At 71.2% G+C, this 18369-nt stretch carries 18 protein-coding genes; 12 read left to right on the top strand and 6 right to left on the bottom strand.

Going from position 1 to position 18369, the window contains the following annotated elements; all coding sequences use genetic code 11:
- The first annotated feature begins 19 nt into the window (after positions 1-19).
- The 5 genes from ABZU76_RS16640 to ABZU76_RS16620 all read left to right on the top strand — a co-directional run bounded on the left by ABZU76_RS16640 (position 20) and on the right by ABZU76_RS16620 (position 7582).
- Complete coding sequence (locus tag ABZU76_RS16640; protein WP_354869948.1) at positions 20-1261, top strand: Nramp family divalent metal transporter; 1242 nt, start codon at positions 20-22, stop codon at positions 1259-1261.
- Positions 1262-1348: 87 nt separating this feature from the next.
- The gene (locus ABZU76_RS16635) at positions 1349-2836 is read left to right on the top strand and encodes a serine/threonine-protein kinase (RefSeq protein ID WP_354869946.1); all 1488 of its coding nucleotides are present in this window, start codon (positions 1349-1351) and stop codon (positions 2834-2836) included.
- Between the two features lie 103 nt (positions 2837-2939).
- A complete protein-coding gene (gene dapA, locus ABZU76_RS16630; RefSeq protein ID WP_220242281.1) occupies positions 2940-3953 on the top strand; it encodes a 4-hydroxy-tetrahydrodipicolinate synthase in 1014 nt (337 codons plus the stop codon).
- Positions 3950-5647 (top strand): ribonuclease J, encoded by a 1698-nt coding sequence (locus ABZU76_RS16625; protein WP_354869944.1) that lies wholly within the window; start codon positions 3950-3952, stop codon positions 5645-5647. The genes dapA and ABZU76_RS16625 overlap by 4 nt, the downstream gene beginning before the upstream one ends.
- Before the next feature lie 360 nt (positions 5648-6007).
- Positions 6008-7582 (top strand): substrate-binding domain-containing protein, encoded by a 1575-nt coding sequence (locus ABZU76_RS16620; protein ID WP_354869941.1) that lies wholly within the window; start codon positions 6008-6010, stop codon positions 7580-7582.
- Here ABZU76_RS16620 and ABZU76_RS16615 read toward each other — a convergent pair.
- Complete coding sequence (locus tag ABZU76_RS16615; protein ID WP_354869939.1) at positions 7579-8151, bottom strand: TetR/AcrR family transcriptional regulator; 573 nt, start codon at positions 8149-8151, stop codon at positions 7579-7581. The genes ABZU76_RS16620 and ABZU76_RS16615 overlap by 4 nt on opposite strands.
- A gap of 94 nt (positions 8152-8245) precedes the next feature.
- On the opposite strand from ABZU76_RS16615, the gene ABZU76_RS16610 reads away from it, so the two are divergent.
- The gene (locus ABZU76_RS16610; RefSeq protein WP_354869937.1) at positions 8246-8986 is read left to right on the top strand and encodes an SDR family oxidoreductase; all 741 of its coding nucleotides are present in this window, start codon (positions 8246-8248) and stop codon (positions 8984-8986) included.
- Here the strand turns inward: ABZU76_RS16610 and ABZU76_RS16605 are convergent.
- The 3 genes from ABZU76_RS16605 to ABZU76_RS16595 are packed head-to-tail and all read right to left on the bottom strand — an operon-like array spanning position 8983 to position 11459.
- Positions 8983-9927 carry an EamA family transporter gene (locus tag ABZU76_RS16605; protein ID WP_354869934.1) on the bottom strand — a complete coding sequence of 315 codons (945 nt, stop codon included), beginning with the start codon at positions 9925-9927 and terminating at the stop codon, positions 8983-8985. The two genes, ABZU76_RS16610 and ABZU76_RS16605, sit on opposite strands and share 4 nt — an antisense overlap.
- Before the next feature lie 42 nt (positions 9928-9969).
- The gene (wrbA, locus tag ABZU76_RS16600) at positions 9970-10590 is read right to left on the bottom strand and encodes an NAD(P)H:quinone oxidoreductase (RefSeq protein WP_220242275.1); all 621 of its coding nucleotides are present in this window, start codon (positions 10588-10590) and stop codon (positions 9970-9972) included.
- A 29-nt stretch (positions 10591-10619) separates the two neighbouring features.
- The gene (locus ABZU76_RS16595) at positions 10620-11459 is read right to left on the bottom strand and encodes a lysophospholipid acyltransferase family protein (protein ID WP_354869931.1); all 840 of its coding nucleotides are present in this window, start codon (positions 11457-11459) and stop codon (positions 10620-10622) included.
- A 100-nt stretch (positions 11460-11559) separates the two neighbouring features.
- Between ABZU76_RS16595 and ABZU76_RS16590 the strand changes: the two genes are divergently transcribed.
- The 6 genes from ABZU76_RS16590 to ABZU76_RS16565 all read left to right on the top strand — a co-directional run bounded on the left by ABZU76_RS16590 (position 11560) and on the right by ABZU76_RS16565 (position 16885).
- Positions 11560-11901 carry a DUF732 domain-containing protein gene (locus ABZU76_RS16590; RefSeq protein ID WP_354869928.1) on the top strand — a complete coding sequence of 114 codons (342 nt, stop codon included), beginning with the start codon at positions 11560-11562 and terminating at the stop codon, positions 11899-11901.
- Between the two features lie 67 nt (positions 11902-11968).
- The gene (locus tag ABZU76_RS16585) at positions 11969-12157 is read left to right on the top strand and encodes a hypothetical protein (protein ID WP_354869925.1); all 189 of its coding nucleotides are present in this window, start codon (positions 11969-11971) and stop codon (positions 12155-12157) included.
- Positions 12158-12206: 49 nt separating this feature from the next.
- On the top strand, positions 12207-14537 hold the full coding sequence (locus ABZU76_RS16580; RefSeq protein ID WP_354869922.1) for a DNA translocase FtsK: 2331 nt from the start codon (positions 12207-12209) through the stop codon (positions 14535-14537).
- Between the two features lie 84 nt (positions 14538-14621).
- Positions 14622-15839 (top strand): ATP-binding protein, encoded by a 1218-nt coding sequence (locus tag ABZU76_RS16575; protein WP_354869919.1) that lies wholly within the window; start codon positions 14622-14624, stop codon positions 15837-15839.
- A complete protein-coding gene (locus ABZU76_RS16570) occupies positions 15781-16437 on the top strand; it encodes an RloB family protein (RefSeq protein WP_354869917.1) in 657 nt (218 codons plus the stop codon). The genes ABZU76_RS16575 and ABZU76_RS16570 overlap by 59 nt, the downstream gene beginning before the upstream one ends.
- Before the next feature lie 4 nt (positions 16438-16441).
- Positions 16442-16885, top strand: coding sequence for a hypothetical protein (locus ABZU76_RS16565; protein WP_354869914.1), 444 nt, complete (start codon positions 16442-16444; stop codon positions 16883-16885).
- On the opposite strand, the gene ABZU76_RS16560 is transcribed toward ABZU76_RS16565, so the two are convergent.
- Both ABZU76_RS16560 and ABZU76_RS16555 read right to left on the bottom strand, forming a co-directional pair.
- Positions 16886-17512, bottom strand: coding sequence for a nitroreductase family protein (locus ABZU76_RS16560; protein WP_354869912.1), 627 nt, complete (start codon positions 17510-17512; stop codon positions 16886-16888).
- A 179-nt stretch (positions 17513-17691) separates the two neighbouring features.
- On the bottom strand, positions 17692-18216 hold the full coding sequence (locus tag ABZU76_RS16555; RefSeq protein WP_220242269.1) for an amino-acid N-acetyltransferase: 525 nt from the start codon (positions 18214-18216) through the stop codon (positions 17692-17694).
- Positions 18217-18369 lie beyond the last annotated feature (153 nt).

The raw sequence follows: 18369 nt of genomic DNA, 5'->3' as shown, positions 1-18369 counted from the left end.
ATAGATGGAGGGCGACGAGATGGCAGTGGCGGAAGCGGTCCGACCCAGGCGGCTCGCCCGCCTGCGCGCGGGCTCGGCTCTGCTCGGTCCGGCGTTCGTCGCCGCCGTGGCATACGTGGATCCGGGCAACGTCGCGTCCAACATCAGCGCGGGCGCGCGGTTCGGGTACCTGCTGGTGTGGGTGATCGTCGCGGCGAACCTGATGGCCGTGCTGGTGCAGTACCTGTCGGCGAAGCTCGGCCTGGTCACGGGCCGTTCGCTGCCCGAGGCGCTGCGCGAGCGGCTGCCGCGCTCGGCGCGGCTGGCGTACTGGGCGCAGGCCGAGGTGGTCGCCGTGGCGACGGACCTGGCCGAGGTCGTCGGTGGCGCCATCGCGCTGAACCTGCTGTTCGACCTGCCGCTCGTGGTCGGCGGCCTGATCACCGGCTTCGTGTCGCTGACGTTGCTCGCGGTGCAGGACCGCGGCGGCCAGCGCCCGTTCGAACGCGTGGTGACGGGTCTGCTCGCCGTGATCGCCATCGGCTTCCTGGCGAGCCTGTTCGTGGAGCCGCCCTCGGCTTCGGGGATCGCCAGCGGGCTCGTGCCGCGCTTCGACGGCGCCGACAGCGTGCTGATCGCCGCCGCGATGCTCGGCGCCACTGTGATGCCGCACGCGGTCTACCTGCACTCCGGGCTCGTCCGCGACCGCCACGGCACGCCGGCGCCCGAGAAGCGGCGACGCCTGCTTCGCGCGACCCGCTATGACGTCGGCTTAGCGATGCTCCTCGCCGGCGCGGTCAACTTAGGCATGCTGCTGCTCGCCGCCACGAACCTGCAAGGCCTGCCCGGCGTCGACTCGATCGAGGGCGCGCACGGAGCCGTCGCCACCGCGCTCGGCCCGACGGTCGCGCTGCTGTTCGCGATCGGATTGCTGGCCTCGGGCCTCGCGTCCACGTCGGTGGGCGCCTACGCGGGTGCGATGATCATGCAAGGCTTGCTGCGCAAGAAGTTCCCGATCCTCGTGCGCCGGCTCGTCACGCTCACGCCGGCGATCCTGGTGCTCGCGCTGGGCGCCGACCCGAGTGCGGCGCTGGTGGTGTCGCAGGTGGTGCTGTCGTTCGGCATCCCGTTCGCGCTCGTGCCGCTGATCCGTCTCACATCGGACGCGCAGCTCATGGGCACCGACGTGAACCGCCGGATCACCACGGTGCTGGCGTGGTGCGTCGCGGCCGTGATCATCACGCTCAACATCGCGCTCATCTACCTCACCGTCACGGGCTGAAACCGGGGCTGAAACCCGAAGGAACCGGCCTGGGCCTCGCGCGGTCCGACTAGCATCTGCGCGACCCCGAACGAGGAGCCCGGCCCCGTGACCGACGAACAGACGCGTCCGTACGACCCGACCCGCCCGGCGCCCGGGCCGCGGCTCGTCGCCGGCCGCTACCTGCTGCTGGGTGAGCTCGGCCGCGGCGGCATGGGCGTGGTGTGGCGCGCGCAGGACCAGGTGATCGGCCGCCAGGTGGCCATCAAGGAACTGCGGCTGCCGGACACGGAGGGCCAAGCCGTGTTCTCCGAACGCGTGCTGCGTGAGGTCCGCACCGGCGGGCGGCTCAACGACCCGGCCGTGGTCACGGTCTACGACATCATCACCGACAACGGCACCACGTTCATCGTGATGGAGCTCGTCGAGGCCCCGACGCTGGCCGACCTCGTGCGCCGCCAGGGCCCGATGCCGGCCGCGCACGTCGCGGTGATCGGCGACCGCGTGCTCGCCGCGCTGCAGGCCGCGCACGCCGCCGGGATCGTGCACCGCGACGTGAAGCCCGCCAACATCATGGTCGCGCCCGACGGCCGCGTGAAGCTCACCGACTTCGGCATCGCGCACGCCATCGACGACCCGCGTCTCACCACGAGCGGCGTGATCGTGGGCTCGCCGGCGTTCATGGCGCCCGAACGGGTCGAGGGCCGCGAGGCCATGCCCGAGTCGGACCTGTGGTCACTCGGCGCGACGCTGTTTTTCGCCGTGGAGGGCATCGTCGCGTTCGAACGGCCGACCACGGCCGCGACGCTGCACGCGATCATGACCGAGGTCCCGTACCTCACCCGAGGCCAGGGCCCGCTCGCCGCGGCGATTCTCGGGCTGCTGGTGACCAAGCCGGAGGCGCGGCTCACGGCCCCGCAGGCCCGGAACCTGCTCGCCACCGCGGCCGGCCAGCCGCCCACGCCGCCGTCGGGCAGCGCCGCCCCGGCACTCGGCACCGCCCCGACGCGGGTCGCCGCGCCGCCGAAGCGTTCGCGTCGCGGCTGGTGGCTCGCCGGCGCCGCCGTGCTCGTCGTCGCCGCGCTGGTCGGCGGCTTCTTCCTCGGCAAACCCGTGTGGACGCCGAAGGTCGACCCGCAGCTGCAGCCCACCGTCACCTACGGTCCCGACGGCTTCCTCAAGACGCAGATCGGCCTGTCCTACCGCTGCTTCAACGCGGCAGTGCAGCAGGGCGTCGTCATCGGCGACGACAACAGCGCGACGTGCGACAAAAGCCACACCCTCGAGGTCTACGACGTCGGTGACATCCTGCCGACCGAGAACTTCGGCAGCGACGACGCGCAGGTCGCCGCCTACCCCGGTCTCGAGTCCGTGACCCGGCTCGCCGAGGCGCGCTGCGCGGCGTCGTTCCACTCGTCGGTGGTGCCGGAAAACCAGCGGGCGAGCCTGACCTACCAGGCGATCGTGCCCACCCAGCGCCAGTGGGAGCTCGCGCCGCCCAACGACTACAGCCAGCCCAGCCGAGAGTTCTACTGCGTGCTCGCGAAGCCCGGCAACGCCCAGATCCCGGCGCAGATCACCACTAAGATCAAGTGACCGGGGCGAGATGTTCCGCCCGGCGCCCGCCCAGCCGGGAAAATCTCCGATCTTCACCAGGTCGGGCCCGGGTTCACCCGTTCGACGAGGTACCGTCAACACCATGTCCACTCCACCTACCGCCGCGCCCGGACGCCCGTTCGGCCGCGTGCTCACCGCGATGGCCACGCCCTTCGACAGCGACGGCGCGCTGGACCTGAAGCGGGCCCAGGAGCTCGCCGAGCACCTCGTGGAGCTGGGCAACGACGGGCTGGTCCTGAATGGCACCACCGGCGAGAGCCCGACCACGAGCGACGAGGAGAAGACGGCGCTGATCCGCGCCGTCGTCGAGGCCGTCGGCGACCGGGCCACCGTGGTGGCGGGCGCCGGCACCAACAACACCGCGCACAGCGTCGAGCAGGCCCGCGCCGCCGCCGAGGCAGGCGCCCACGGCCTGCTCGTGGTCACGCCGTACTACTCGCGACCCAGCCAGGCCGGCCTGTTCGCGCACTTCACCACGGTCGCCGACGCCACCGACCTGCCGGTGATGCTCTACGACATCCCGCCGCGCTCGATCGTGCCCATCGAGGTCGACACGCTGCTGCGGCTGGCCGAGCACCCGCGGATCGCCGCGGTGAAGGACGCCAAGGGCGATCTCATCGCCGGCTCCGAGGTGATCGCCAACACGCACCTGGCCTACTACTCGGGCGACGACGGCCTGAACCTGCCGTGGATCGCCGTCGGCGGCGTCGGCGTGGTCAGCGTGATCGGTCACGTGGTGGCCGGGCGCATCCGCGCGATGATCGAGGCCTACGAGAGCGGCGACACCTCCACCGCGCGCACCAACCACCGCGCCATGCTGCCGGTGATGCGCGCGATGTCGCGCGTCGGCGGCGTCGCGTTCGCCAAGGCGTCGCTGCGGCTGCGCGGCTTCGACATCGGCGACCCACGGCTGCCCGTCGTGCCCGCCACGGAGGAGCAAAGTGCCCTGATCGCGGCCGATCTCGCCCAGGGCGGCGTGCCGCTGGGCGACAGCGCGGCCCAGGACTGGCATGGTGCACGGGTGGCACAAGCGGATTCCCAGGCGGCCTACGTCGCCCCCACCTCACACACCAGCGTTGGGACCTTGCCCCGGTGAGCTCACTTCCCCCCGGACCCGGACCCACGAACCTCCCGCCCGCCCTTCCCGAAGGCGCATTGCGCGTCGTCGCGCTGGGCGGCATCGGCGAGGTCGGACGCAACATGACCGTCTTCGAGTACGACGGCAGGCTCCTGATCGTCGACTGCGGCGTGCTCTTCCCCGAGGACGACCAGCCCGGTGTCGACTTGATCCTGCCCGACTTCCGCGCAATCGAGGAGCGGCTCGACGACATCGACGGCCTCGTGCTCACCCACGGGCACGAGGACCACATCGGCGCCGTCCCGTTCCTGCTGCGGCTGCGGCCCGACCTGCCGATCTACGGCTCGCGCTTCACCAACGCGCTGCTCGCGGCCAAGGCCAAGGAGCACCGTCAGCGGCCGAATCTCATCGAGGTGCGCGAAGGCGAGCGGCGCAAGGTCGGCGCGTTCGACCTCGAGTTCTTCGCCGTGAACCACTCGATCCCCGACGCGCTCGCGGTCGCCATCCGCACGCCCGCCGGGGTCGTGCTGCACACCGGTGACATCAAGCTCGACCAGCTGCCGCTCGACGGGCGCCTCACCGACCTCGCGGGGTTCTCGCGCCTGGGCGACGAGGGCGTGGACCTGTTCTGCGTCGACTCCACCAACGCCGAGGTGCCCGGGTTCGTCATGCCCGAGCGCGACATCGGCCCGGTGCTCGACGACGTGATCCGGCGGGTCGACCAGCGCGTGATCGTCGCGTGCTTCGCGAGCCACGTCCACCGCGTGCAGCAGGTGCTGGACGCGGCGGTGCGGCACGGTCGCCGGGTCGCGTTCGTGGGCCGCTCGATGGTCCGCAACATGGGCATCGCGGCCGAGCTGAAGCTGCTCGAAGTGCCGGACGGCCTGCTCGTGGACCTCGACCAGGCGAGCACGCTGCCCGAGAGCAAGGTCCTGTTCGTCTCGACCGGTTCGCAGGGCGAGCCGCTCTCGGCGCTCTCGCGCATGGCGCGTGGCGAGCACCGGCAGATCTCGATCCGCGCGGGCGACACCGTGGTGCTCGCCAGCTCGATGATCCCGGGCAACGAGACCGCCGTGTTCGGCGTGGTCAACGGCCTGACCCGGCTCGGCGCCAACGTGGTGCATCAGGGCAACGCCAAGGTCCACGTGTCCGGTCACGCGTCGGCGGGCGAGCTGCTCTACCTGTACAACGCGGTGCGCCCGAGCAACGTGATGCCGGTGCACGGCGAATGGAAGCACCTGCGCGCCAACGGCGAGCTGGCCATCCGCACGGGTGTGTCGCCCGACAACGTGGTGATCGCCGAGGACGGCGTGGTCGTGGACCTCGTCGACGGCAAGGCTTCGCGGACCGGCCGCGTCGAGGTGGGCCACGTGTACGTGGACGGCCTTTCGGTGGGCGACGTCGGCGAGTCGACGCTGTCCGACCGGCTGGTGCTCGGCGAGGGCGGGTTCATCTCGATCAGCGTCGCCGTCGATTCCAGCACGGGCCGCGCGGTCAGCAGCCCGACGGTGTCGGGGCGCGGCTTCTCCGACGACCCGAAGGCGCTCGACGCCGTGGTGCCGCTCGTGGAGATGGAGCTGGCGCGCACGGAGGCCGAGGGCATCACCGACACCCACCGCATCGCGCAGGCGGTGCGCCGGGTCGTCGGGCGCTGGGTCGCCGACACCTACCGGCGCCGGCCGATGATCGTCCCGACGGTCATCCCGGTCTGAGTACTCGCGTCAACGGCCGCCGCCGCTCTCCTCGTCAGGGGAGCGGCGGCGGCCGTTTTGTCAGCGCTGCCTGCCGGGTTTTTCAGCGGGTGATGGCGGCGATCAGCAGTGCGAAGGCGACGACGGCGCCCTGGCGGGCGAGTGCGTTGCGGGCCCGGCGCTGCTCGGACTTGTTCGGTGTGGTCACGGCTGCCCCCGTTTCTCGTGGTCGGTCCCATGGTCACTCGTGCGGCGGCCCGGCACATCCCGCGTGAGGCGGGTCCTGGCTCCCCCTCAGGTACGAGTCCGGGTCTGAACCGTCCGTCCTACAGCTGCGGGCCGCGGCGGCGTTAACCTGCGTTGAGCAGGAGGGCTACGCCGATGGGGCGTCATTCGAGCGTACGGGGACGAAGCCGGCTGCTGGTGCCGCTGGCCGTCTGCGTGCTGCTCGTGCTCGGCGGAGCGGTGTGGGTCGCGGCCGCGCTGGAGACCCGGTGCGCGCGGGGGCACGTCCTGGTGTCGGCTTCGCCCGACATCGCCCCGGTGCTGTCCCAGGTGGCGCAAGGACTTTCAGCGAGGTGCCGGTCGTACGAGATCCGTCCGCGCGATGCCGAGCAGGCCGTAACCGAGTTCGGCGCGCCCGGCGGGGAGCGGGCGCAGGTCTGGGTGCCGGACTCGACGATCGCGTTGCAGCGGGCGCGGCAGCTCGGCGCGACGAACGTGCCGGAGTCGGGACCGTCGGTCGCGAGCTCCCCGGTGGTGCTGGCCGTGGCTGAAGGCGCCGCGCGCGGCCTCGGCTGGCCGGGGCGCACGCTGACCTGGACTGACGTCGTCGAAGCGCCGGACGCCGTGCTCACCATCCCGGACCCGACCCGCGATCCGGTGGGCACCTCGGCGCTGGTCGGGCTGCGTGACACGGTGGGCGCGGCACCGGACCCGGCGGGGGCCTTCGCGGCGGTGCTGCGGCGGTTCACCGTCGGCGGCGGCGAGGGAGCGACGGCGTATCCGGCTTCGGAGAGTTCCGTGGTGCAGCACAACGCCGTTTCGGGGGCTTCGCCGCTGGTGGCGGTGTATTCGGCCGGTGCGCCCGCGCTGGACTACCCGTTCGCGCGGCTGACCGGCGCCGGCGGCGGTGACGCGCAGAGCGCCGCCGTCGACGCGTTGCAGCAGGCGCTGCTGGGCGGCGCGGGAACGGCGGCCCTCGGGCGCGCCGCCCTGCGCGTGCCCGGGCAGGCACTGGCCGGACACGAGGACGACCCGCACGTGCAGGCGGCCGCGCAGCGCAGCGCGCCCGTGCCGTCGGGCGCCGATCTCAAGGTGCTGCTCACCCAGTGGGCGGGCGTGAACCTCGACGCGCGCGCGGAGGTGCTGCTGGACGTCTCGGGCTCGATGGAGGCCCGCGTGCCGGGCACGAACCTGAACCGGATGCAGGTGACCGTGGCCGCCGCCGAGCAGGCGCTGCACCTGTTCCGGCCCTCGACGCAGCTGCGGATCTGGGAGTTCGCCACGAGGCTCGACGGGACCAAGGACTACCGCGAGGTGCTTCCCCTCGCGCCTGTCGCGCAGCACCTCACGCCAGGTGACCTCGCGCGGCTCACCGCTGTGCGCGCCATTCCGAGAGCGGGCACCGGCCTCTACGACTCCGTGCTCGACGTCTACGCCCTCGCCCGCCGTGACTGGCAGCCCGGCGTGCTCAACGTCGTGATCGTGATGACCGACGGCCGCAACGAGGACACGTCCGGCATCACCCGCGACGCGTTCCTGGCCGGCCTCACCCGCCTCGCCGACCCGGCGCACCCGCTGCCGGTGATCGCGATCGGCATCGGCGAGGATGCCGACGAGACCGAGCTGTCCGCCATCACCGCGATCACCGGCGGCGGCGCGTACGTGACGCGCGACCCGACGAAGATCGGCGAAGTGTTCTACGGGGCGCTGGCCCAGCTCGTGGCGCGCTAGGCCGGGTCTCTCGGCGGACGGAGACCGTCGACGATGACCGTGACCACGGTGCGGGCCCGCGGCTCCCACTCCGCCTCGGGAATCCGCGACAACGCGCCCAAGAGCAGGATTACGTCGGCGGCATCGACCCCACCGCGCACCTGACCGGCGGCTTTCCCTCGATCGAGCAGCGTGCCGAGCGCTTCGTCGAGCCGGTGGTGCTGCCCGGCGTACAGGTCGTGCCACGCCGAGGCCTCGATCGCCGCCATGACCCCGCGTTTGACGCGCGCGTACTCGACCAGCCGGTGCAGCCAGTGGGTCAGGGCCATCAGCGGCGGGTGCTCGGCCAGCAACGGCGGCACGGCGTCCACGAGCTGGGTCAGCTCGTGGCGGTACACCTCCGCCAGCAGGTGCTCGCGGGTGGGGAAGTGCCGGTAGAGCGTGCCCTGGCCCACGCCCGCGGCCTTCGCGACCCCGTGGAGCCTGAGGTCGTCGATCGCCCCGTTGGACCTGCTCAGCTCGGCCCGCGCCGCCTCGACGATGCGGTCCCGGTTGGCCACCGCGTCGGACCGCAGCTCACGGCTCGCCACCGGCGTCACCTCGCTTCGTTCGACTAAGTGGACAAGTGTCCGGTACGGTGGAGCCATAAGCGGACAGTTGTCAGCTTATGGCGGAGAGGTCGAGATGAGCACAGTGGAGGGCAAGGTCGTCGCCATCACCGGCGCGAGCAGTGGGATCGGGGAGGCGACGGCACTGGAGCTGGCGACCCGCGGTGCGGCGGTGGTGCTGGGTGCGCGGCGCACCGACCGGCTGGCCGTGCTCGTGGCGCGGATCCGGGCCGCGGGCGGGCGCGCGGAGATGTTGGACGTCGACGTGACGAAGCGGGCCGATCTCGAGCGGCTGGTGGCACTGGCCGTGGACCGGTTCGGCCGGCTCGACGTGCTGGTGGCCAACGCCGGCGTCGCGCGCATCGCCCCGGTGGGCGATCTCGACGTGGACAGCTGGGACGCGATGATCGACGTCAACCTGCGCGGGGTCCTGCACGGCATCGCGGCCGCGCTGCCGGTGTTCCGCGAGCAGGGCAGTGGGCACCTCGTGACCACCGTGTCGACGTCGGGCCTCAAGATCGTGCCGGCGCAGGCCGTGTACGCGGGGACCAAGAACGCCGTGCGCACGCTGCTCGAGGCGCTGCGCCAGGAGTCCACCGACGGCGTGCTGCGGACGACCTCCATCTCGCCGGGGTACGTCCGCACAGAGCTCGTCGACTACGTCGAGGATCCCGGGCAGCGGGCGCAGGCGCGGGAAGCCATGGCGGCGCTGGGTATCGCGCCCGAGGCCGTGGCGCGGGCCATCGCGTTCGCGATCGAGCAGCCGGACGACGTCGAGATCGGCGACCTGACCATCCGGCCCGCCCGGCAGGGTTAGGTCACGCCTTTCGAAAACCGTTGCACCACATACGCTCCGCCGAGCAGGATCGCCGCGCCGAGGGCCTGGGGCCACGCCAGCGCCTCGCCGAGCAGCGCCCACGCGAAGGCCGTCGCCGTGACGGGTTCGAGAAGGCCGAGCACGCTGGCGACCGAGGCGGGCAGGTGGCGCAGCGCCGTGATGCCGAGCAGGTAGGACAGCACGGTCGAGAGCAGCACCAGCAACGTCAGCAGCAGCCAGATCGGCGGCGTCCACGGGCCGAACTCCACGGCGTGGTCCAGCAGTGACCACGGGATCGTCCACGGTGGACTGACCACGGACACGATCACGGCGCCGATGACCATGCCCCACGTGACCAGGCCGAGGGGATCGCGGTCGGCGACGGCGCGTTCGCCGATGAGGAAGTAGCCGGCGGAGCACACCGCGGCGCCCAGGCCGGCGAGGACACCGATCGCGTCGAGGGTGAGGCCCTGCCAGACCTGGCCGACGAGCGCGAGGCCGGCGATGGCGAGCCCGATGCCCGCCCACATGGCGCGCGGCAGGTGTGTGCGGCGGACCACGCGCACCCACAGCGCGATCAGCACGGGGGAGAGGAACTCGAGCAGGATCGCGATGCCCACGGGCACGCGGTCGGCGGCGATGAAGTACGCGAACTGCGTGCCGGCGACGCCGAGCAGGCCGTACGCGAGCAGCATCGGCCACTCGCCGCGGCGGACCTTGAGCGTGCGCGGCGCGATGGCGGCCGTGCCGGCGAGCAGCAGCAGGCCCGCGAAGCCGATGCGGAACGTCGCGACCTGCTCCGGCGTCATCCCGGCGGCCATCGCGGGCTTGCCGAGCGTGCCCGACGTGCTGAAGAACAGCGCGGCGAGCAGTACGAACGCCACCCCGCGGGCGCGGTGCGCGACGCGGGGCGGCGTGAGGACGGGCAGTTCGGTGGTCACGCCCGTCGACAGTACGACTTTCTCGTCACCACCGAAACCGTTTTAGCGGTTATCGTCCGCTTTCAGTCCGGTGGCGACGTGGGTGGTGATCGTCGCGAGGCGCTTGCCCTGCCGGGTCAGCGCGCCGAGCGCCAGGTCGTCGGGCGCGGCGGACTTGCGCGAGACGAACGAGCCGCCGTACGGGTTGCCAGACTCCTTCAGGTGCGGGTCGCCGTAGCCGAGCGGGAGGACGATGGCGCCCCAGTGGTAGAAGATGTTGTTCGTGGCCAGCACGGTCGCCTCGAGGCCGCCGTGCGCGGTCGACGCCGTGGTGAACGACGTCGCGACCTTGTCGGCCAGCTTTCCCTGTGCCCACAAGCCACCCGTGCTGTCCAAAAAGGACTTCAGCTGGGCCGCGGGACCGCCGAAGCGGGTGGGGCTGCCCACGGCGATGCCGTCGGCCCACTCGAGGTCGGCGAGGGTGGCGTACTCGTGGTGCGGACCGGAGTCCACCCACGCCTGCCAGCGCGGGTTGCTCGCGACGGCCTCGGGGGGCGCGGTCTCGCGCACGGTCCGGACCCGGACTTCGGCACCGGTCTCCCGGGCGCCCTCGGCCAGCGCGGAGGCGAGGGCGGCGGTGTTGCCGGTGGCGCTGTAGTAGACGACGAGGATGCGTGTGCTCACGCCCCGCGACTCTAGGCGAAAGCGCGGGTTCAGGACTGTGGTGTCCGAGGGGTGGGCGGTCCCGGCTTCCACGGGCTCACGGTGTCCGTCGGCCGCGTCGGGTCGTTGAACCGCGGCCGCACGGGCTCGTCGCGGCGCAGCGGCACGAGGCCGTCGGTGATCGCCTGCATGATCTTCGCGTGCGCGCGCACCCCGGCGCCCGGCCGCTCCGGCTCGACGTCCGCCAGGTCCACCGGCGCCCCGAAGTGCACCTTGAACCTCGGGCGACGCAGGGGCGCGCTCAGGCCCGAACGCGCGAGCGGCACCAGGTCGGCCGGGCCGTTCACGGTCTCGGTGCCCCAGTACACGGCCTCGTGCGCGCCCCACTGGCTGATCGGGATCACCGGCACATCCGCGGCCAGCGCCAGGCGCGCCGCCCCCGTCTTGCCGCGCTCCGGCCACAGCCCGGGGTCGTGGCTGATCCGCCCCTCCGGGTAGACGACGATCGGCTCCCGCGTGGTCTTCAGCTCCTCCACGGCCTCGGCGAACTGCCCGATGGCCGTCGCCGCGTGCTTGCGGTCCACCCGCAGATGCCCGCTCACGCGCAACGCCGGCCCGATCACCGGCGCGTCCAGGATGCCCCCGGCCAGCATGAACCGCGGGTTGATGCCGATCCTCTTGCACGCCGCCATCAGCACGAACGCGTCGAACACGCCGATGTGGTTCGCCGCCATCAGCAACGGCCGCCCCCGCAGCTCCCGCGGCACCGCCCCCGACACCGTCAGCCGGCCCACCATGTTGACCAGCCCGCGGTCGATGTTGAGCATCGTCCGCCAGATCGCCGGGGCACGACGCGGGGCCGGGAACTCGTCCTGTTGCAGCGCGAACATGGGCAGAGCATGTCACGGGGTCGATCTCGGCCCGCTGGGGTGGTTGACCACGTGACCTCGGCTTCGTAACGAACCGGCGCGTACCCACGCTGTAGCGGCCGTGCGCAAACTCGTCCTGATCCCCGCCGCGCTGGTCCTCCTCGCCGCCTGCGGCGGCCCGGACCCCGCCCCGGTGCCGACGCCAAAGCCTTCGCCGCGGGCCGTCGCGATCGGACCACGTGAGCGGGCCTACCTCGCGGCCCTCGGTTCGATCGATCCCGGCCTCGTCACCAACATGGGCGCCGCGATCGTGCACGCGCACGACCTGTGCGACGACGTCGCGCAGGGTAAGGACCACGCGGCCGTGCTCGCGAGCGCGACCTGGTATTTCATCAGCGCCGATGTGTCGGTCGACCAGGCGAAGGCCGAGAAGATCCTCGCCGCGGCCGAATCGCTCTGCTGAGCGGAGATCCACCAGGTCGGCCGGGACCTTCGCGACGATTGTTTCTCCTGCGCTGAGAGTGGCGCATGTGACTATCGGTCCCGGGCCGTTACCGTGGAGGCATGTCTGGGTCGGCGACGAGGAAGCGGAGCACGGCGGGAAGCGGCGGGAAGGCACCGGCGCGTGGTTCGCGCACGCCGGCGAAGCCGCGCTCGTCCGGGGCTTCCGGGTCGCGTTCTTCAAGTTCTGGGTCACGGCCGCGGAGCACGGCGCGTAAGCCTCCGCCGCGGCGGGGAAAGGCGAAGTCCGGCGCGTTCGGGCGCGGCGTGCGCGGCACGTGGAACCTGGTGGCCAAGGGCGTCGGCTCGCTGGCCCGCACGGTCGGGCGCACGCGGGAGCTGGAGGCGGAACACCGCCGTGACGGGCTGGCGCTGGGGCTGATCGCGCTGGCGATCGTCGCGGCCGTGGGCGTGTGGTGGCGGGCCGCGGGGCCGATCGGGGCGGCCGTGGAGGTCGCGACGCGCACGGTGCTGGGCGCCGGCGCGGTGACGTTGCCGCTGGCGCTGGTGGTGGTCGCGGTCGCGTTGATGCGGTCGGAGCCGAACCCCGAGACCCGGCCGCGGATGGTGATCGGCACGGTGCTGGTCGTGCTGTCCGTGCTGGGGATGCTGCACATCTTCACGGCGCTGCCCGAAACCAACGACGGCCGCATGTACGCCGGCGGCATCATCGGGCTGTTGTCCGGCGGGCTGCTGACCAAGGGCGTCACCACGTGGGTCGCCGTGCCGTTGCTGATCCTGGCGCTGCTGTTCGGCGTGCTGGTGTTCACCGGCACGCCCGTGCGCGAGATCCCGCACCGCCTGCGCACGTGGGGCCTCGACGAAGACGAGCTGGCCGACCTCGAGGGCGACAACGCGGAACCCGAGGCCGACGAGGTCGTCGAGGCCGACCCGAAGGCCGTGCGGCTGCGCAAGCCGTCGCGTCGCCGCCAGAGCAGTGCCGACACCGAGGGCGAGCAGCTCGACCTCGACGCGATGCTGGCCGAGCCGCCGATGCCGGTGCGCCCGCCCAAGCCGAAGCCCGCCGAAGAGGTGCCGGAGAAGAAGCCGAAGAAGGCGCCGGAGCCGCCGCTGGCGATGACGCGGACCGTCGAGGGCGATTACCAGCTGCCGTCACCCGACCTGCTGAAGCTCGGCGACGTGCCGAAGTCCCGCAGCAAGGCCAACGACGCCATGATCGAGGCGATCACCGGCGTGCTCGACCAGTTCAGCATCGACGCGCAGGTCACCGGCTTCACCCGCGGCCCCACGGTCACGCGCTACGAGGTCGAGCTCGGCCCGGGCGTGAAGGTCGAGAAGATCACGGCGCTCACGAAGAACATCGCGTACGCCGTGGCCACGGACAACGTCCGGCTGCTCGCGCCGATCCCCGGCAAGTCGGCCGTCGGCATCGAGGTGCCGAACTCCGACCGCGAGATGGTGCGCTTGGGCGACGTGCTGCGCGCGCCGTCCACGGTCAAGGACAACCACCCGATGGTGATCGGGCTCGGCAAGGACATCGAGGGCCACTTCGTCACCGCGAACCTCACGAAGATGCCCCACCTGCTGGTGGCGGGCTCGACCGGTTCCGGTAAGTCGAGCTTCGTCAACTCGATGCTGGTGTCGCTGCTCGCCCGCGCGACGCCGGACGAGTGCCGCATGATCCTCATCGACCCGAAGATGGTCGAGCTCACGCCGTACGAGGGCATCCCGCACCTGATCACGCCCATCATCACCCAGCCGAAGAAGGCCGCCGCCGCGCTGGCCTGGCTCGTGGAGGAGATGGAGCAGCGCTACCAGGACATGCAGGTCAACAAGGTCCGCCACATCGACGACTACAACCGGAAGGTCCGCTCCGGCGAGATCACGGCGCCCCCGGGCAGCGAGCGCGAGTACCGCCCGTACCCGTACATCATGGCGATCGTCGACGAGCTGGCCGACCTCATGATGACCGCGCCCCGCGACGTGGAAGACGCGATCGTGCGCATCACGCAGAAGGCGCGCGCCGCCGGCATCCACCTGGTGCTGGCCACGCAGCGGCCGTCGGTCGACGTCGTCACCGGCCTGATCAAGACCAACGTGCCCTCGCGGCTCGCGTTCGCCACGTCGTCGCTCACCGACTCGCGGGTCATCCTCGACCAGCCGGGCGCCGAGAAGCTCATCGGCATGGGCGACGCGTTGTATTTGCCGATGGGCGCCGGCAAACCGGTCCGCATCCAGGGCGCGTTCGTGGGCGACGAGGAGATCGCGGCCGTCGTCTCGTTCGCCAAGGACCAGGCGCAGCCCGACTACACCGACGGCGTCACGGCTCAGAAGGCCGGCGAGAAGAAGGAGATCGACCCCGACATCGGCGACGACCTCGACGTGCTGCTCCAGGCCGCCGAGCTCATCGTCACCTCGCAGTTCGGCTCCACGTCCATGCTTCAGCGCAAGCTCCGCGTCGGCTTCGCCAAGGCCGGCCGCCTCATGGACCTGCTCGAAAGCCGCGGCGTCGTGGGCCCCTCGGAGGGCTCGAAGGCCCGCGACGTGCTCATCAAGCCGGAAGAGCTGGAGGGCGTCCTGTTCATGATCCGCGGCGGCGACGCCTCGCCGGGCGACTCGGACGACGAGGACTTCTGACGCGGCTCCTGCCGGAGCTTCGTGCTGTTCTATGCGGTTTACTGGTAGAGAACAGCGCGAAGCTCCTCCGAGGAGGTGGTCAGGGTGCTTCGAAGTTTTCGGCTGGGCAACCATCGGTCGTTCCGTGACGAGCACGAGTTACTCCTGATGCCGGCGTTGCCGGGTGATCGTCGGCAGGCCGTGCCTGTCGCCGCGATCTTCGGTGCCAACGCGTCGGGCAAGTCGAATCTCCTGGACGGCCTGGCCATGGCCAAACGCCTGGTGGCGGGTCCCGCGGTGTCCCGCTGGGGCGAGGCGGTCGAAGGCGCGGCGAAGATCCAGAGGCCCTTCAGGCTCGACCCGCGGACGAAAGACGAGCCTTCGGTCTTCGTCACGGACTTGCTTGCGGATGGGGTCCCGCACACCTATGGCTTCGTGGTCAAAGACGACATGATCGTCGAGGAGTGGTTGTACTCCTACCCGGAAAAGCGCAAGCGGGTCCTGTTCGAACGCACCGGTGCGACGATCAAGGTCGGCAGTTCCGTCACGGAACTGCGCACGAAGATCGGTCTCCTCGAAGAGCTCCTCCGGCCGGACACCTTGCTGCTCGCCGAGTGCGATCGGCTGTCGATGGGACCGTTGATGGCGGCCTTCCAGTGGTTCAACCTGCAGCTGCAGGTCGTCGATCCCGGCGCGCTGGACAGAGTGGGGCCCGGCTTCCTCGAGCAGTGGGTCGGGGCGTACCTGCTCGACGAATCGGCACGGTCGGACACGTTCTTGTCGTTGCTCAAGGCGGCGGACATCGGCATCACCGACCTGGTGGTCGGCGTGGTGCCGGATCGTCCGGGCAGCGACGGCCGGAGGATGAAGGTGAACCTCGTCCACGGATCACAGGGCGAGGCGTTCGAACTCGACGACGAGTCCGCGGGGACGCGAAACTGGCTGGGCCTTCTGCCGCCGGTGCTCGGCGCGCTTGAACGTGGTGCGGTGCTCGTCGTCGACGAACTGGAGACCAGCCTGCATCCCGCCCTGCTGGCCAGGTTGATCAGCCTGTTCCGAGACGAGGCCACGAACAAGACCGGGGCCCAGCTGATCTTCACGACCCACGACACCACCCTGCTGGGCACGATGCTCGGCGATGAGGTGCTGGCGCGTGACGAGATCTGGTTCGTGGACAAGAACGCCGACGGCGCCAGCGAGCTGTACCCGCTCTCCGACTTCAAACCCCGGAAGGACCAGAACACCGAACGGCGTTACCTCGCGGGTGCTTACGGCGCGGTGCCGGTCCTCGGCGACTTCACAAGCGCGCTGCGGCGCGGATGATCCGTCGCGAGAACACCACCCGTCGTCGGCGTGCCTTCCGGGCGGAGGGCGCGACGCTGCTCGTGGTCTGCGGAGCCAAGGCCACGGAGCCGGTGTACTTCGACGAGCTGAAACGCGCCCGGCGCAACCCCGCGGTGACCGTGAAGATCATGGCGAAGCAGCGGATCCGGAGACCGTTGTCGCCTATGCGGCCGCGGTGCGGGACCGCGCGAAAGGCTCACACGACGAAGTGTGGTGCGTGGTCGACGTCGACGAGTTCGATCTGACGCGGGCACTGGTGCTGGCCAGGCAGTGCGGGATCAACCTCGCCATCTCCAACCCGTGTTTCGAGTACTGGCTTCTTCTCCACTTCGAGGCATGCGCTGCTCCGATGACCCGGTACGCCGAAGTCGAGCGCAGGCTGCGTAGACACGTCCCGGGCTACCGCAAGTCCGCGCTCGACTTCCAGGATTTCGCCCACGGAGTCGACGCCGCGGTCAACCGGGCGTGCCGGGACTCCGCCGGGCATGAGATCAATCCGTCGACCCAGGTCGGCACCCTGGTCGCGAAGATCATCCGGCCGGTCGTGCAACCAGGACCGGTGATCCTTCCGTCCTGATCACATGGACGCGCACAAGCTCGCTCTGGCCATCGGGACCGTCGCCGTGCTCGCGGTGGGCGCGGGGAGTTCGGTGGCGCTCGCGCACACGCTCGACGGTGCGGGCGGTGCGCCGCCGCCGGCCGCCGCGGTGGGGACCGTGCCGGCGGACCCCGGCCGGGACGTGGCGCTCAAGGTCGGTCAGGAGGCGCAGCTGAGCACGAAGGACCTGACCGTGCGGTACACGCGCCTGGTCGAGGACTCGCGGTGCCCGGCGAACGTCACGTGCGTGTGGGCCGGTGACGCGGTCGTGGCCGTGTCGTTGAGCCAGCCGGGGCGCGGGGAGCAGACCGCGGCGCAGCTGCACACCGGCGGGCGCGGGCCGCACGACCTGACGTACGCGGCGGCTCACGTCGAGCTCGTCGACGTGAGCCGCGCGGGCGAGCGGATCACGCTGCGGGTGAGCTGATCAGCCGAGCGACTTTCCCCAGTGGTCGAGGTAGGCGACCTCCGACAGCGGGCGGCGCGGGGTGGGCTTGAAGTCGGTCGTGGTCGTGTAGGCCACGGGCAGCAGGCAGGCCTGCGTGTAGCCCTCGGGGACGCCCAGGATCTCGGCCGCTTCGGCCTCGGTCTGCAGGTGGTAGGTGGTGAGCGTCGAGCCCAGGCCGCGCGAGCGCAGGGCCAGCTGGAAGCTCCACACGGCAGGGAAGATGCCGCCGTAGAGCACCGCGTCGGCCACGTTCGCGCCGGTCGTGCGGCCTTCGACGCACGGCACCACGAACGCCGGGACCTGCTCGATCACGTCGATCAGGTGCCGGCCGGAGGCGACCGAGCGGGCCATGGCCGGGTCGGCGGCGGCGGCGTCCGCGTACTGCTCCAGGTACGCCAGTCCGACGCGGCGGAACAGCTCGCCCAGCCGGTTCTTCACGTCCTGGTCGCGCACGACGAGCCAGCGCCACGACTGCTGGTTGCCGGGTGTGGGTGCGTGCAGGGCCAGCTCGAGGCACTCGGCGAGCACCTCGTTCTCCACCGGACGCCGCAGGTCCAGCTTGCGCCGCACCGACGGCGTGGTGGTCAGGACGTGGTCGAACTCCATCAGGGCTCCCTGTCGCGAGGCGAAGATCGTCTCGGCCGCCGCGGCGGCCGCACTCGATCTTGGCCGCGGGGAGGCCGGCGCGCGCCCGCAACCGGCCGAGCGTGAGCGAAGGGCCCGAGGTTTTCGGCTTTCCGAACGGACGAGGCCGCGCGACGGCGCACCGCGAGCTCCGGGCCGGTCTAGAACTCCAGCAGCATGCGCGAGTTGCCCAGGGTGTTCGGCTTGACGTAGGGCAGGTCGAGGAACTCCGCGACACCCGGGTCGAGCGAGTGGCGCATCTCCTCGTACACCTCGTGCGACACGGGCGTGCCGTCGATCTCGACGAAGCCGTGGCGCAGGAAGAAGCCGGTCTCGAACGTCAGCACGAACAGCCGCTTGAGGCCCAGGTCGCGCGCCTCGTCCACGAGCCGGCCCACCAACGCGTGACCGATGCCCCGGCCGCGCGCGGCCTTGTCGACCACGACCGTGCGCAGCTCGGCGATGTCCTCCCACAGCACATGCAGCGCCGCGGCACCGAGCACGTCCTCGTCGCCGGTGCCGTCCTCGTCCACCGCCACCCAGAACTCCTGGATCGCCTCGTACAGCGTGACCAGGTCTTTCTCGAGCAGCACGCGGCCGGCGTCGGCGTCGACCAGTGCTTTGATCTTGCGGACGTCGGCTATGCGCGCGCGGCGGACAGTGGGTCGGACGGAGTCAAGGGGCACACGGTCCAAGATATCGATCGCGGCGCCCGGCGCCCCGGACGGCTCGATCGAGGTACCCCGGATGCGTGACCTAAACGGCCTTCACGTATAGCTATTGCACGCCCCGATCGATCAGTAGCCGCTCAGAACATCAGGCCGCCCCGTGTGGCCTCT

This window comes from Amycolatopsis sp. NPDC005232 (assembly GCF_040607795.1).
GTDB lineage: Bacteria > Actinomycetota > Actinomycetes > Mycobacteriales > Pseudonocardiaceae > Amycolatopsis.
Note: the sequence above shows the minus strand (reverse complement) of the source record. Positions and strands in the feature narration are given on the sequence as shown.

Bases quoted from the DNA above. Each gene is read 5' to 3' on its own strand.
- ABZU76_RS16620 (WP_354869941.1), top strand. From the start codon at position 6,008: ATGGGGCGTCATTCGAGCGTACGGGGACGAAGCCGGCTGCTGGTGCCG.
- ABZU76_RS16565 (WP_354869914.1), top strand. From the start codon at position 16,442: ATGGACGCGCACAAGCTCGCTCTGGCCATCGGGACCGTCGCCGTGCTC.
- ABZU76_RS16640 (WP_354869948.1), top strand. From the start codon at position 20: ATGGCAGTGGCGGAAGCGGTCCGACCCAGGCGGCTCGCCCGCCTGCGC.
- ABZU76_RS16595 (WP_354869931.1), bottom strand. From the start codon at position 11,459: ATGTTCGCGCTGCAACAGGACGAGTTCCCGGCCCCGCGTCGTGCCCCG.
- ABZU76_RS16560 (WP_354869912.1), bottom strand. From the start codon at position 17,512: ATGGAGTTCGACCACGTCCTGACCACCACGCCGTCGGTGCGGCGCAAG.
- ABZU76_RS16610 (WP_354869937.1), top strand. From the start codon at position 8,246: ATGAGCACAGTGGAGGGCAAGGTCGTCGCCATCACCGGCGCGAGCAGT.
- dapA (WP_220242281.1), top strand. From the start codon at position 2,940: ATGTCCACTCCACCTACCGCCGCGCCCGGACGCCCGTTCGGCCGCGTG.